We start from the raw sequence: 14,621 nt of genomic DNA, 5'->3' as shown, positions 1-14,621 counted from the left end.
TATATCAGCCTCAGCCCATCAGAAAATCCAGGATGTCCATTCCTGTGGAATTCTGTTTCTTATAAAACTCCGTATACCCGCACTGGGAACAGCTGACCGTTATGAATTTCTTGTTCTGCACATCAAACAACTTTGCGAAATTACCTCCGGTAGCCTGAAGCGTATCGGTCGTATAATGCGTACATCCGCATTTTGGACACACGTATTGCATCTTTTCCATCTGTAGTCACTCCTTGTCATAGATAAATATCGCAGGAATCCCAACCAACGTCAACACAAAAGCGAAGGTAACCTAGTCACAGATTGTAAAAACAGATTCAGTTATACTGTAGGAAGGAGATTGCATATGACTTTCCCGATCAATGAAGATGAGTTTGAAACAACATTGGCAGAAAATGAGCTGGTACTGGCTGAATTCTGGGCACCATGGTGCGGTATGTGCAAAATACAAGGAGAAATCCTTGAAGCACTTGGAAGAGAAAAGAAATACAAGGACCTGAAGATTGTTACCTTGAATACGGATGAAGCACGTAATCTTGTTGATACGCTTGTCGTATATTCCATTCCGGCCCTTCTTCTCTACAGACAGGGCAGATTGGTAAGACGAATGGAAGGGACCATACAGAACGAAGCTGTCATAGACAGTTGGATCGATACATCCGCTTGAACGGCAAAAAAAACTTCCTGCTGATAAAGCAGGAAGCAAAGTAGCGGCAAAGGGATTCGGACCCCTGACATAACGGATATGAGCCGTTCGCTCTACCACCTGAGCTATGCCGCCAAAAGGATTGTGACTGGAAGGCGCCGGACACGTTCGCTACGATATAATGGATTGGATGTTTCGTCAATACGGTTTTCTAATTTTTTGGATAATTTTCCGATGGCATACCTGATTGCTGTTCATTTTACGCTGTTTCCCGTAGACAGATGCTTTTGTCTGGCAAACAATGCAGCGCCCAAAGCTCCTACGATATCAGGTTGCCCATAGACTTTCACAGGTGCGTCCAGAAGTTGGGAAAGCACTTCCACTACTCCTACATTACGGGCAACTCCGCCGCTCATACAGTACTCAGATTCAAGTCCTACACGCTTCATCAGTGCCAAGCCCTTTTTTGCAATCGTCTTGTGCACACCATGGATGATATCGGCCAATTCCTTGTTCTCCGCAACAAGGGAAATGACTTCACTTTCAGCAAACACTGAACACATACTGCTGATTTCAACATCCTTTTTTGACGTAAGGGACAATGGGCCCATCTCTTCAAGCCCGATATCCAGCGTGCTGCTGATCATCTCAAGGAAGCGGCCTGTGCCGGCGGCACACTTATCGTTCATGACAAAGTCAACGACACTGCCGGCTTCATTGATCCTTATCGCCTTGCTGTCCTGGCCCCCAATGTCCAGGATAGTCCGGACGTCAGGAAAAAGGAAATGCACACCTTTTGCATGGCATGAGATTTCAGTAATGTCCTGGTCACTGCCGACTATGCCATTGCGGCCATATCCGGTCGAGACTATCCTGCACACGTCCTTGGTCCCGATGCCGGCTTTTCCCAGGACCATTGCCTTGGCCTGTGCGGCACTGTCTGCAACCTGTGCTCCTGTCGGAATAACGCAGCTTGCCAGCAACCTGCATCCATTGTCTATGACAACGGCATTGGTCGAAGTCGAACCACTGTCGATACCAAGGAAATATCCCTTGCTCCGTATCTTTTCATCCCTATCAGCATCGTGGTGATGCTTGTACCTTGCAATCAATCTCACAGGAACCTCCCCCTCATTGCGTCTTGCCTGCAGTTCTTCTTCAAAAGCTTCAATCCTTGTCTGCAATTGGCCGGAACTGCTTTCCGTACCGTCAGTCTCGATATAGTTGACAGGTACGCTGATCTCTTTCTTTATGAAGGAATACTCATAGGGATAGAGATCACAGAATTTGATCACATGGTAGATAATGCCATCCACCTTGCCTTCCAGACTCCGAACCAGATCCAGCCGCCGGGTAACATCACACATTCTCATGCAAGGTAGCTGCTCCAGGAGCGAACGTGCATAATCTGTAAGGATATCGTCACAAGCCAATTTTCTGATTGACCGCCCGATACCTGCACAGGTCAAGTCAAAGACAATCCTATCAGCCTTCAGGAGCCTATACAGGTTCTTGGAACATCTGGCACCCATGATGCCGATACGAAGTCTATCCTTTGATTCAGAAGCAACGGCATCTTCTGCTATCGGACTGATGCCGTTGCCAATATACTCCTGTAGCGCCACAGGATCAAATATTTCTCCCTTGTAGGCTTCCCATGCTTCAGCCATCAACGCTATCTGCCTACGGTACAACATGACGGAACTGTCATTGACTTTCCGTGGCAAATCAAGCAAATAGATAAAACGCTTAGGAAAACGTCGGCATAGGTTGTCGTAAAGCCTGTTGATGCTGTCACAGCAGGAGGTGAGGATTATTCCCTCATACTCAGGATGCCTGACCAAAGTCTCATAAGCCGCCTTTGCGTAGCTGCAGAGATTCGGATGCATGCAGCTTTCAGCCTCAGTACACTGTCCTGCAGCACCTTCAAGCAGTATCGTTTCCTCTCCCATAGCCTGGAAGACTTCAATCGGAGTATACTTGCACACATAGGCAATCATTTCTTTTCTCCTGACAACATCTCCATGAAAGCCTCTACCCTTGTCCGTATCTGACCAGCTCCGTCGTTACGCCTGTCCACAGCATCGCCGTCCAGCAACAGAAGAGGAATCCCATCTTCCTGCAACCTTTTCTTCAGTATGTTGACTCCCCCGCTGGTCTGCTTGCAGCCCCAATGGGCAAAATGGATGACACCGTCACAATTGCATTTTTTTGCAAGTTCGCTACACAGTTGGGCCTTAGCCTCATACCCCCTGTTGTACACATTGGAAACCAGTTTGGAAGCAAGGCTATGCAAGGGATGCTGGGGATTGAGATATCCGTTGCCATCACTGTTCATTTCCACACATTGGATCTGGTTGTCGTCACTGAGATTGAATACCTGCTTGAGACTTTCTTCAAAGAATGGCAGTACATGGACCCACAATATCTTCTTGCCGTCGAAGGGCGGAGCAGCTGTTACATCATCAACCAGCATCTGATAGAACTTCAAGGACTCTTCACTGCCGATCGAAAGATGGCTTGCAAACAAGATGAACATCTGCAGTGTCAACGTAGAGGCAAGCTTGCGGGTACCGATAAGGGAAAGATACTTTTCATAGAGCCTATGACTTTCATTCTCACGGGCAAGGATCCTGGCAAGTTCCCTTTCATCGTACTTAAGGTGATAATTGTCTTCAAGAAAAACCACAAGTTCCTTCAATTGCTGCTCTACATAGGCAATGCTTTCATCACAAAAGCTGATGCGGCACATCAACAAGGAAAAATGGTATCCGGCGTTCCGAACAGACAAACCTGAATGTGTTCGTATTGCCGTCACAGATACTGCTGGTCGTCACACAGGCCGTCGGTTTACGAAGCAGACCAAGACTGTTGGCACCGATAAAGTTCCTATGGTAGGTACATAGTGTCTTTGCTATGCCGATTGCATCTGATTCATCAATAAGCCTGTCTTCAATGGTAAAGCCACTGTAAAAAGATGAAAGGGCTTCCATGGACAGGCAGTTGATATCAAAGCTTTCCATAAGTTCGACAGGAGCGAAGAGATTGTTCCAGCAAGTCATCTCAGGTTCTCTCATCCCCTTCTGTACCATTCCTAGTGCCATGGTGTTCAGATAGCGGTAACTGGCAGGTATCCTCTTGTCCGCATGCTTTGCAGACCGGTAATGCTCAAGGGATAGACCGACATCCACCATTCCCCTGGCAACATTCGGCTTTTTGGTCAGCATAATGCTTGATGACATCCCCATAGTGGTTTACGACAGACATGCAGGTCCTCCACTGCTGATAGTGCCACACACTGTCTGTATAATCAAGACAACATATGGTATGGTTGCAAAGACCACTTCTGCTTTTTATAATGCCGAAAGGAGCGTTTCATGGATTTACCACCAAAAAGGCGGAGAAGGTTTGGAGATCTTCCCCTTGAGATACTGCTTACCCTCCTGTCAGCTTTTCTGTATGCACTCGCCTTTCCATCATTTCTCAATGACAACGGTTTCCCTTTCCTTGCAACCTTTGCCCTGATACCCATGCTCTATGCCGTAGACAGGACCAGATGGGGATATGCTCCCTTGCTCGGTTTCCTGTTCGGGTTTTCATATCTGGCCATATTCAATTACTGGCTGTCGACTTTCCATCCGATGGCAATATTCATAGCCCCTATACTCAAAGGATTCGAGCTGATGCTCTATTTTCCTTTGATGAAAGCTGCCGAAAACCTTCCGAAGAAAGGCAGGGCACTGCTCCAGTCATGTTCATATATAGCCTACATCTATGTCGGTCAATTGGGTTTCCTGGGGTATCCCTACGGCAATCTCAGTTCTGCTTTTGCCACATGGTTGCCGCTGATTCAGATTTCCTCAGTATTCGGCAGCTGGGCCATTTCCCTACTCATGTTCATCCCCCAGTCCTATGCAGCTGATTTCCTCGCCAGAAGACATACATACGGCATATCACTTTCCTCACATCTTGAAGAAACCGAAGGTGGTATCTACGTCTACCTTGCACTGTTTATTTCCACGCTTGTCTTCGGATTCCATACTATTTCATATTGGCAGATGCAAAAGCCGAATAAAGTCATCAAGATAGCAACGGTCCAGCACAACAGTGACACATGGAAAGGCGGTTACGACCAATATCTGAAGAACTTCCTTACCATGAAACAGCTTACAGAAGAATCCCTTGCAGAAAATCCTGATATGGTAATGTGGTCTGAAACAGCCTTTGTTCCTTCGGTAGCCTGGCATACTGCGCATCCTACCGATCCTAAGACAAGCAAGCTGGTACAGGATTTCATAAACTTCGGCAAGTCACTTCCTTGTCCGCTGGTTACCGGTAATCCTGAAGGGGTAATCAAGGATCCGACGATGGGGACTTGGGACAAGAACGGCAACTGGAACAGGATTGACTACAACTCAGTCATACTCTTTGCAGACGGCAAGATCTATGACACCTACAGGAAACAGCATCTGGTGCCGTTCACTGAGTATTTTCCCTATCAAAAGCAGATGCCACGTTTCTACCAATGGCTGAAGAACCATGATTTCCATTGGTGGTTGCCTGGGAAAAAATCCAAGATATTCTCCTATGATGGGCTTGATTTCTCCACTTCGATCTGTTTTGAGGATATTTTCGGCAGCATCAGTGCAAAATTCGTACGTCAGGGATCAGACTTGTTGCTCAACTTGTCAAATGACAGCTGGTCGAATGCCGTAAGCGCAGAAATGCAACACATGAGACTGGGCACATTCAGGGCCATTGAAAACAGAAGAGCTGTCGTACGGAGTACCAATAGCGGCATTACCTGCATGATTACGCCGTGGGGCCAGGTCATTGACCCTATCAAGCCATTTACCTGCAACTACCATGTATATGAAGTTCCTATCTACAGCCAGAAAAGTTTTGGACTCACCACCTACAGCAAACATGATGATTGGTTTGCCAGGATCATCTTCATCATTACCTGCATAAGCCTTGTATTCCAATTCACCAAGGCAGCCTCCGCCACATACAAGAAAAAGCAGCATGCAAAGACAATTACCTCACAAGAAAGTGGAAAAGATATGGAATCCCTTTCATAAGGTAACAGACAGCTTTCTTTTTTCCCAGGATAGTGGTAGCCTTTCACTATTGGAGAAAAAAAATCCAGGAGGTTGCTGCAGTGGACGGACTTGCATGCAGGTACAGAGATTTCATTGACAATGGCAAGACAGAAAGAGAATGCGTCAATTCTATCATTTCCCTTGCCGAAGCAAAAGGTTATAAAGATATATTTGAAACTGACCGACTCAGGGCAGGTGACAAAGTCTACTATTCTCTGATGAACAAGTCGATCGCACTGCTGCATATAGGTTCTTCGTCTCTTGAAGCTGGCATGAATATACTCGGGGCACATATTGACAGCCCTCGTCTGGATATCAAGCAACGGCCTATTTATGAAAAAGATGGATTGGTCTACCTTGACACCCACTATTACGGCGGAATCAAGAAATACCAATGGGTAACGCTGCCGCTCGCCATCCATGGTGTATTGGTAAAAAAGGACGGAACGGTACTGCACCTTACCATCGGTGAAGATCCTGACGAACCTGCTCTTTCCATCAGTGACATACTGCCACATCTGAGCAAGGAACAGGATAAGCTTTCTGTCGCTGAAGCTATCAAGGGAGAGGACCTGGACCTTCTTGCAGGACTGGCCAAGGAAAAGGAAAAAGGCAAGGATGAACTTTTGGCCTTGTTCAAGGAAAAATATGGCATTGACGAAGATGATTTCCTGTCAAGTGAGCTTGAGGTAGTACCGGCAGGAAAAGCAAGGATACAAGGGCTGGATGGTTCCATGATCCTCGCCTATGGGCAGGATGACCGTTGCTGTGCTTTCGCCTCCATGGAAGCAATCCTGGAATCAGACATACAGGAAAGGACCGGGCTGTGCCTGCTTATGGACAAGGAAGAGATAGGTTCGGTAGGTGCAACGGGCATGACGTCGGATTTCCTTGTCAATGTCATCAGCGAGGTACTTGCCAGAACCGATGGCTTTGATGGGCTTCGGCTTGCCAGGTGCCTGAGAAACTCACAGATGCTTTCGTCTGATGTTTCCGTTGCTTACGATCCGCTCAATCCCTCGTTGTTCGACAAGAAGAATACTGCAGCACTGGGCGGCGGCGTCACGTTCAACAAATATACCGGTGTCCGTGGCAAATTCAGTTCAAATGATGCAAATCCTGAATTTATTGCAAAAATCAGGAGATTGATGGATGACAACGGCATCAAGTTCCAGTTCTGCGAGCTTGGCAAGGTCGACCAAGGTGGCGGAGGAACGATAGCCGCCTATGCCGCAAGGTACAACATGCAGGTGCTTGACTGCGGAATTGCAGTACTTTCCATGCATGCACCTTGGGAAACGATTGCAACAGAGGATTTGCATAGCGCAAGAGACTGCTACAAGGCTTTCCTGACGCTCGCCTAGGCAGGAACGGAGCCATCTGATGCAACCGATAAAGGATTCCCTGCACAAAGCAAGAAAAATAGTCATTGTACTGAGCCTGTTGCTTACAGCTCTCATTGCATTGGCCCTATGGATTCTACGTACACCCAGGCATGCAATCCTAGGAGCTGGTATCTGTATCATCTGCCTATTGCTTTCTTTTCGCTTTGTCCTGGCATTGGTAAAACGGCATGGTTATTTTACCCTCCTTTCCTCTCTGTATGACAGGCTGAGACCTGATGTCTTTCTTGATCAGGTAGGACCGGTCCTCGATCAGACAAGGCTCAGCGAGGAACAGACGTTCATCTTGGAACTGGCCACCTGCGATGCATATGCATCGGCAGGAGAAACAGACATAGCCATTGAAAGACTTGAGAAAATCAAGCTTCCGGAAAAAGGAAACGCACATGCACAGTTGGAACTGACGACACATCTGCTGAAATACCGCATGCTTGCCGGAGACAAGGAAGGATCTACATTTCTCATTGACCGCATGCAACATATGATGCATCTTCATTCCAATGCCAAGGCAATTACCTCAATCACTTTTGCTGACTGCCTTTATCGGGCAAAGATACATCTTGCATTGATTTCCTCCCAGCCGCTGCCACCTGCCTCAAGTCAATTTCTGCTCGACCTGGAAACAAAGAACCTGCATCGAATGGAAAAGGAATATACGATATTCCTCTTGGCATTGGTCCATGAACAGGAAGGTTGTCCTGAAAAACAGATGAGCTGCTTCGAACAGATCATGGATAGCGAAAGCACGACTTTGATACATTCCCGGGCCACCAGACAATTGCAGAACCTGAAAGGACACGAGGAACAATAGCCAGAACTTGTTGCTCTTGGGGTAATCCCCAGGCAAAGCCTCTGTATCATTCAGATTACTTTGGCAATCAACTGAATGAGATTGAAATACTTTCCACCCTCAGCTTTCATCATTTTTCTATCCTCAGCAACGACAGGATGATAAGCGGTCAGCCATTCATTCCAAGCTTGCCGCAGACAAGTCATTTCGCGACTGTCGACCATTTCAATACCTGCGGTCTTTTCCCACAGTTCCTGCCACCAACCAAGGGAGTGCAAGGTCCTTTCCATTTCACTGTTCCAAAATGGTTGCAGATCAACAGGGACGTTTTTCCCAAATTCGTATGTCAGCCCCGGAATAACCACGGCGATATACCCTCCTTTTTTTACAAAAGGAATGAGAGAAGGGAGCATGTCAGGTTTATCCCCGAAATAATGATAGGCATCCACAGTAAAAAGCAGGTCAAAATACTCATTTGCAAAAGGAAGCCCCTTGGTTGCATCCGCAGAAATAGGAACAGCTTTGTCATCAATCCCAATAACCTTGAAACGTTCATAGTTTTCAGTCGGGGGAATCCATAAGTCAGCAGCAAAGACTTTTGCACCATATTTTTGTGTCAGCAAGAGCGTTGAAAGGCCACTGCCACAACCCAGATCAAGTATACGCATATGCTCATTGATAGTCAGGTATGATGCCAGTTCCTCAGACAGTCGCATGGCATTGGGTCCCATCATGGTTTTCTTTAAAAATTCCATGTTCTGCTGATTTGAAATGAATTGATTTGTAAATGTACACATGTCAGTCTGCCTCCGAATATTTCTTGTCTTTGTGAACATGAGTTGAGTATAGCAACCCTGAACTGACAATGCACCCTAAAAGATAATTCAGAATCAAAAAAGCGACATGGCCGCATCACCATGTCGCATCTCATTCAGCATTGTTTCTTCATCTTAGCCAATATGCTGTAAATCGTTTTGGGTGACAAGTAATTACAACTTGCTATATCCTCAACCGAAATACCGTTCTGATACTGGGAAAAAATCATCTTGTTACGTTCCTGGATATATTTCTTGCTGTTTTTTACTTCACCCCATTCTTTTTTATTCTCTGCTTTTCGGGGAATATATACATACTCTCCATCAATATATTTTTGTATTTCTACTAGCAGTATTGTCGGAAATACACTGACTGCGTTCTTATAGCCCATTATGCTCCTCCAAAATTTTAATTTCAGATTTGAGCAAGGGTTATCTCACCGCCTATTTGTCATGCGAGAGCCCTTGCTCTGCATAACACCGACTCCAAACGATATAGAATGATAAGCCATCTCCCTGTTTAAAATTTTTTCTTTGCCCTTCTAGATTCGGGCCACTTTCATTTACATTATGCACAATTCACATTGGTTCATAGTTGCAATTTTATTGAAATCAAGTCAATCCCATTTGAATGTTTATTACATTTTTTTAACAATACAACTGTATTTTATTTCCGTATCTATTGCCTTTAAAATTCTATATCAGTTATTTATGCAAGAAAATTTAGTTTTTGTATACTGAAGGTTAATTTATTGTTAAATCATTAAGCAGAAAAAAACTTGACAGTGGCTATTTTATGATTCATCATTATATATACACAAAAGGAATTATCAATTCAGGAAACTGAAGGAAAACATCAAGGAGGAGTGATAAAAAGTAAATAGTTGGTGATTACCTAGGAGCTGGAGGGTCTATACTGGAAGGTACAGGCAGGAAGGCTGAGATGCAAGTCCGGCATATCTAATGGCACTTGATGTCGCAAAGGAGAATGGAAGGGTTTACATCGAATCACTCAGTGGTCCGCCGCAGCGATGCGGCTGAGGCCGGATAGGAGATTGGAAGGAATCACCGAACGGAAGCCGTCCTGCCCGGAAACTGAAGCGAGGAGGCCTGATATGGCAAACGGCATGGAAGAAGGGACGGAGAGGCTGGACGTAGGCGTGGACCTGCACAAGACGCAGGTGACGGTATGCGTCCTTGCGGACGGAGACGAGGAAAGGCCCGTGGAGGAGAAGGCATACGTCACCAGGGGACATGACGGGCTGGGACAGCTGGCAGCGAGGCTGCATGGCCTGCAGGAGGCATACGGCTGCCCGGTACGGCTTGCCGTGGAGACGACGGGCAACGCCCGGTACTTCAAGAACAGGTTCGAGAAGGAAGGCTTTGCCGTGACGGTGGTGAACACGAACAGGTTCAAGGTCATCAGCGAGAGCACGAGCAAGAACGACAGGAACGACGCGAGGACGCTGGCCTACTACCTGTACAAGGACATGCTCCCGCAGAGCCACCTGTGCGACCAGCAGAGCGAGGAGGCCAGGCGGCTGCTGAAGGCCAGGAGCATCCTGGTGAGCACGCAGGTGAAGGTGAAGAACCAGGTCCACGGGATGATGCTCGGCTACGGGGTCGACACGAGGCACAGCCAGCTGCAGAGCAAGAGGAAGCGGCAGGGACTGCTGAAAGATCTCGAAGACCATGGATTCACGCAGACCGCCGCCGCTTCGCTCAAGCTTCTGTTCGGCATTATAGACGACCTGGCGGAGCAAATCAAGGCAGTGGAGAAGCAGCTGGCCGAGACGGCCGGGGAGAACGAGGACGTGGCGCTGCTCAGGACGGTGCCGGGGATCGGCGCGGTCACGGCGATGACGATCGCGGCCTATGCAGGGGACCTGCAGGGACGGTTCGGGGGAGACTTCAGGAAGTTTGCCTCGTATGCGGGGCTGGTGCCGTCGGTACACAACTCGAACGACACGGTCCTGCTGGGGAGGATAACGAAGCACGGGCCGCAGATGCTGCGCACGGCGCTGGTGCAGGCGACGATGGGGATGCTGCGGCTGTCCAAGAAGACGGGCAGCTGGCGGCTGATGGTGGCTTACCGAAGGATGAAGGAGACGAAGGGGTCGGGGAAGTCCATCATAGCCACGACGCGTAAGCTGGCGAGGGTCATCTTTGCGATCCTGAACAGCAGGAGGCCGTTCGACGAATCCCTGATGGTAAGGGAAGTCGGGGGATCACTGAGTGCGGAGGAGGTCATAGGGGCCTAAAGGTAAGGTCTCCTATGAGGAGAAAACAAACGGAGCTTGATAGTTTCCGTAGAAACTATTGACTTTTTATAGGAGGTAAATATGAAGAAAATCACTCTGGTGGTTCTCTGTGCGGTTTTAGGTGCGGCATCTGTATTTGCCAACGGGTCGCAGGAGACAGCCCCTGCCACCGCAGGCCAGGGGGAAGGCCCCGTCAGGATAACCTTCTGGCACACCTTCGGCGACGCCAAGAGGCGCGGCTGGATACAGGACGTGGTGAAGCAGTTCAACGCCAGCCAGGACAAGTACGTCGTCAGCGAGGAGACCAAGGGCTCCTACCGCGACACCCTCCAGGCGGCGCTGCTGGCCTACAAGCAGGGCACCGCCCCCAGCCTGGTGCACATCGCCGAGGCCGGCTCCCAGCTCGCCTATGACACCGGCATGTTCACCCCCGTGGGCGACATCGGCACCTTCGACACCAGCGACTACATCCAGCCCGTGCTCAACTACTACACCATCGGCGGGAAGGTGAACTCCATACCGTTCAACAGCTCCTCCCCCGTGCTCTACATCAACACCGACATGCTCGTGGCCGCAGGCTACCCTGCCGACTACGTGCCCAAGACCTTCGGCGACGTGCTCGCCGCACTCTCAGCGGCAAGGAAGAAGGGCGTCAGGGACGCCAACTTCTCCGTCAGCCTCAACGGCTGGTTCTTCGAGCAGTGGATGAGCGAGCAGGACGCCTGCATCTTCAACAACGGCAACGGCCGCGACGCCCGCGCCACACAGACGATGCTCGACTCCCCCGAGGCCCTGAAGATCGCACGGTTCTACGCCGACCTTCGTGACAGGGGCTTCTACACCTATACCGGCAAGTTCGAGGACTGGGACGGCAGCGACGCCATATTCACCGGCGGCAAGGCCATGTTCCACATCACCTCCACCGCCGACATCGTCAACATCACCAACGCCATCGGCACCAAGTTCAGGCTGAACGTGGGCATGATCCCCATCCCCGACGGCACCGGCAGGAACGGCACGGTCATCGGCGGCGGCTCGCTGTGGGTCACCAAGAACGATGACGCGAGGGTACTGCAGGGAGCCAGGGACTTCGCCCTGTACCTGACCGGCACCGACAACATGGTGGCCTGGCACAAGCTCACCGGCTACTACCCGGTGCGCAAGTCCTCCATCGACAAGCTGAAGGCCGAAGGCTGGTTCGACAGCAACGCGAAGCAGCTTGTCGCCTTCAACCAGCTGCTGCAGACCAAGGTCAACGCGGCAAGCGCCGGCGGGCTTGCCGGCTCCGTGTATGACAACAGGACCATCGTCGAGCAGGCGCTGCAGAAGATCCTCAACGGCACCGACCCCCAGCAGGCCATGGCCGAGGCCAAGAAGCTCAGCGACGCCAAGCTGGCAGAGTACAATGCCAACATACAGTAGGCGCCGTCCGGCTGTCCGCTCCGACCGGCCTGCGGGCCGGCCGGGTTTTCTGACAGCCCGGCCCAAGGGAGGTCCACATGTCGCAGTCTGACCATGCGGTCTTCAAGAAGGGCTCGGTGGCGTGGCTCTACCTGCTGCCCACCCTGCTCATCCTGCTGGTGTTCATCTACTACCCGGCCATGAAGACGGTCGTGCTCGCCTTCTACAGGAGCAACTTCTTCCTGGGCACCAGGAAGTTCATCGGCTGGCAGAACTTCAGGAACCTGTTCACCGGCGTGCTGGCCCCCGGCTTCCTGCAGAGCTTCGCGCAGACCATCATCTACAGCATCCTGGTGCTGGCCATCGGCATCGTCCTGTCCCAGTTCCTGGCCATCCAGGCCAACAAGAACATCCGCGGGGCGAGGATCTACCGCATCCTGCTCATCTGGCCCTTCGCCCTTTCTCCTGCGGTGGCAGGCACCGTCTACAGCTTCATGTTCAACCCGGAGGTGGGCATCGTCAACGACGTGCTCTCCCGCCTGTTCGGCATAAAGCCGCTGTGGCTCAGCGACCCCAAGCTCACCTTCGCCGTGACCATAGGCGCCGCCGTGTGGAAGAACCTGGGCTACAACATCGTCTTCTACCTGGCAGCCCTGCAGAACATATCCAGGGAACCCATCGAGGCCGCACAGATCGACGGGGCCACCGGATGGAAGAGGTTCTGGCACGTGCTCATGCCCATGCTCAGCCCCACCACCTTCTTCCTGGCCTTCACCAACCTCACCTACGCCTTCTTCGACTCCTTCGGCATCATCGACGTGATGACCAAGGGTGCGCCGGTGGGCACCGGCGCCTTCGGCAACGTGGGCGTGACCACCACGCTGATGTACAAGGTCTACATCGACGGATTCGGGGGCAGCAGCGACATGGGCTTCGCCGCAGCCGAGGGCGTCATCCTCATGGCCCTGGTGCTGCTGATGTCCTACTTCCAGTTCGGCGTCTTCTCAAGGAGGGTCAGCTATGACGCATAGGAAACGCCTGGGGCAGGAGGACAGGCCGTGGGTGCACGTGGTGCTGGTCGCCGCATGCTTCTTCGTCTGCTTCCCCATGCTCTTCGCCATCATCAAGGCCACGCAGACCAGGGAGGGCGTCATCACCCCCTCGCTGGCGCTGGGCGGCCACCTCATCGACAACATACGCACCGTGTGGACCCAGTACGACCTGGGCATGTACATGCGCAACAGCTTCTTCATATCCCTGTGGGTCACGGCGGGCAAGATCGTCCTCTCCCTGCTGGCGGCCACCGCCATCGTCTTCTACGACTTCAGGGGCAAGAAGGTCGTCTTCGGCCTCATCATCGTCACCCTCATGTTCCCCACCGAGATCCTCATCCTGGGCCTCTTCCAGCTGGTGAGCAACAAGGGCGCCCCCACCCTGGCGGCACTGCTGCAGTGGATGTTCAACCCAAAGGAGTTCTTCCTCGCACCGACGAAGTACGGCTTCGGCTGGGGCGACACCAAGCTGGGCGTCATCTTCCCCTTCCTCGCCTCCGCCACCGGCGTCTTCCTCTTCAGGCAGCAGTTCCTCACCATCCCCAGGTCCCTGGTCGACTCGGCAAGGATGGACGGGGCAAACTCCCTCCAGTTCCTCGCCAGGATACTGGTGCCCATGAGCCTCAACACCATCGGCGCGCTCACCGTCATACAGTTCGTCTACGTCTGGGACCAGTACATCTGGCCCAGGGTCGTCATACGGCAGAACGCCAACCAGGTCATACAGGTCGGCCTCAACTCCATCATCAGCGCAGGCGACTCCATCATGTGGAACCATGTGATGGCCGGCGCCGTGCTGGCCATGGTCCCCCCCGCTGCTGGTCTTCGCACTGCTCTACAACGCCTTCATGAACGGCTACGCACTCTCCTCAAACAAGTAGAAAAAGAAAAACATAACCGTATCATACATTGCGCAAGGCTATGTCCATCCTGACAGCTATGCAAGTTGCATCCGGAACGGACATAGTCTTTCTTATTGTAACGAACATCACAGAGGTGACATTTTGCTTCCTCTCCTTGCATGATGGTTGCTTATCGGTTACAGTAGGAAAAGACAGACAACCGAAGATTATTCCGGCAACAGATTCCATTTTCCCAGTATTGCCACTGTCATGAACGATAGCATAGGCTCCTTTTCCTGTACTATATAA

14 protein-coding genes and 1 tRNA gene are annotated in these 14,621 nt (G+C 50.7%); 8 read left to right on the top strand and 7 right to left on the bottom strand.

Annotation, left to right across the window (positions count from 1 at the left end; translation table 11 throughout):
* Positions 1-10: 10 nt before the first annotated feature.
* Positions 11-220, bottom strand: coding sequence for a zinc ribbon domain-containing protein (locus LKE40_01450; protein ID MCH3916151.1), 210 nt, complete (start codon positions 218-220; stop codon positions 11-13).
* Between the two features lie 126 nt (positions 221-346).
* On the opposite strand from LKE40_01450, the gene LKE40_01445 reads away from it, so the two are divergent.
* A complete protein-coding gene (locus LKE40_01445; protein ID MCH3916150.1) occupies positions 347-667 on the top strand; it encodes a thioredoxin family protein in 321 nt (106 codons plus the stop codon).
* Positions 668-708: 41 nt separating this feature from the next.
* Here the strand turns inward: LKE40_01445 and LKE40_01440 are convergent.
* The 4 genes from LKE40_01440 to LKE40_01425 form a co-directional block, all read right to left on the bottom strand.
* Positions 709-781 (bottom strand) — tRNA-Met (locus tag LKE40_01440).
* 119 nt (positions 782-900) lie between these two features.
* The gene (locus tag LKE40_01435) at positions 901-2,646 is read right to left on the bottom strand and encodes an acyl-CoA dehydratase activase (protein MCH3916149.1); all 1,746 of its coding nucleotides are present in this window, start codon (positions 2,644-2,646) and stop codon (positions 901-903) included.
* Entirely contained in the window at positions 2,643-3,398 is a 756-nt protein-coding gene (locus tag LKE40_01430; protein MCH3916148.1) for a 2-hydroxyacyl-CoA dehydratase family protein, read from the bottom strand. The genes LKE40_01435 and LKE40_01430 overlap by 4 nt, the downstream gene beginning before the upstream one ends.
* Positions 3,376-3,873, bottom strand: coding sequence for a 2-hydroxyacyl-CoA dehydratase family protein (locus tag LKE40_01425; GenBank protein MCH3916147.1), 498 nt, complete (start codon positions 3,871-3,873; stop codon positions 3,376-3,378). Before LKE40_01425 ends, LKE40_01430 begins: the two co-directional genes overlap by 23 nt.
* Positions 3,874-4,023: 150 nt before the next feature.
* Between LKE40_01425 and lnt the strand changes: the two genes are divergently transcribed.
* The 3 genes from lnt to LKE40_01410 all read left to right on the top strand — a co-directional run bounded on the left by lnt (position 4,024) and on the right by LKE40_01410 (position 7,962).
* Positions 4,024-5,727: an apolipoprotein N-acyltransferase gene (gene lnt, locus LKE40_01420; GenBank protein MCH3916146.1), complete on the top strand. Its 1,704-nt coding sequence runs from the start codon at positions 4,024-4,026 to the stop codon at positions 5,725-5,727.
* A gap of 80 nt (positions 5,728-5,807) precedes the next feature.
* Positions 5,808-7,112 (top strand): aminopeptidase, encoded by a 1,305-nt coding sequence (locus LKE40_01415; GenBank protein ID MCH3916145.1) that lies wholly within the window; start codon positions 5,808-5,810, stop codon positions 7,110-7,112.
* A gap of 19 nt (positions 7,113-7,131) precedes the next feature.
* A complete protein-coding gene (locus LKE40_01410) occupies positions 7,132-7,962 on the top strand; it encodes a hypothetical protein (protein MCH3916144.1) in 831 nt (276 codons plus the stop codon).
* Between the two features lie 50 nt (positions 7,963-8,012).
* On the opposite strand, the gene LKE40_01405 is transcribed toward LKE40_01410, so the two are convergent.
* Both LKE40_01405 and LKE40_01400 read right to left on the bottom strand, forming a co-directional pair.
* Positions 8,013-8,738, bottom strand: a complete 726-nt coding sequence (locus tag LKE40_01405) for a methyltransferase domain-containing protein (GenBank protein MCH3916143.1) — start codon at positions 8,736-8,738, stop codon at positions 8,013-8,015.
* A gap of 134 nt (positions 8,739-8,872) precedes the next feature.
* Positions 8,873-9,148 carry a DNA-binding response regulator gene (locus tag LKE40_01400; GenBank protein MCH3916142.1) on the bottom strand — a complete coding sequence of 92 codons (276 nt, stop codon included), beginning with the start codon at positions 9,146-9,148 and terminating at the stop codon, positions 8,873-8,875.
* Positions 9,149-9,871: 723 nt separating this feature from the next.
* Between LKE40_01400 and LKE40_01395 the strand changes: the two genes are divergently transcribed.
* From LKE40_01395 to LKE40_01380, 4 genes are all read left to right on the top strand, one after another.
* The gene (locus LKE40_01395; GenBank protein MCH3916141.1) at positions 9,872-11,017 is read left to right on the top strand and encodes an IS110 family transposase; all 1,146 of its coding nucleotides are present in this window, start codon (positions 9,872-9,874) and stop codon (positions 11,015-11,017) included.
* An 81-nt stretch (positions 11,018-11,098) separates the two neighbouring features.
* A complete protein-coding gene (locus tag LKE40_01390) occupies positions 11,099-12,439 on the top strand; it encodes an ABC transporter substrate-binding protein (protein MCH3916140.1) in 1,341 nt (446 codons plus the stop codon).
* Between the two features lie 77 nt (positions 12,440-12,516).
* Positions 12,517-13,449, top strand: coding sequence for a sugar ABC transporter permease (locus tag LKE40_01385; protein ID MCH3916139.1), 933 nt, complete (start codon positions 12,517-12,519; stop codon positions 13,447-13,449).
* Positions 13,439-14,404 carry a carbohydrate ABC transporter permease gene (locus LKE40_01380; protein ID MCH3916138.1) on the top strand — a complete coding sequence of 322 codons (966 nt, stop codon included), beginning with the start codon at positions 13,439-13,441 and terminating at the stop codon, positions 14,402-14,404. The genes LKE40_01385 and LKE40_01380 overlap by 11 nt, the downstream gene beginning before the upstream one ends.
* The last annotated feature ends 217 nt before the right edge of the window (positions 14,405-14,621 follow it).

It is taken from the genome of Spirochaetia bacterium (assembly GCA_022482625.1).
In the GTDB taxonomy this organism is placed as follows: domain Bacteria; phylum Spirochaetota; class Spirochaetia; order Sphaerochaetales; family Sphaerochaetaceae; genus Pleomorphochaeta.
This window is presented reverse-complemented; position numbering and strand designations above follow the sequence as displayed.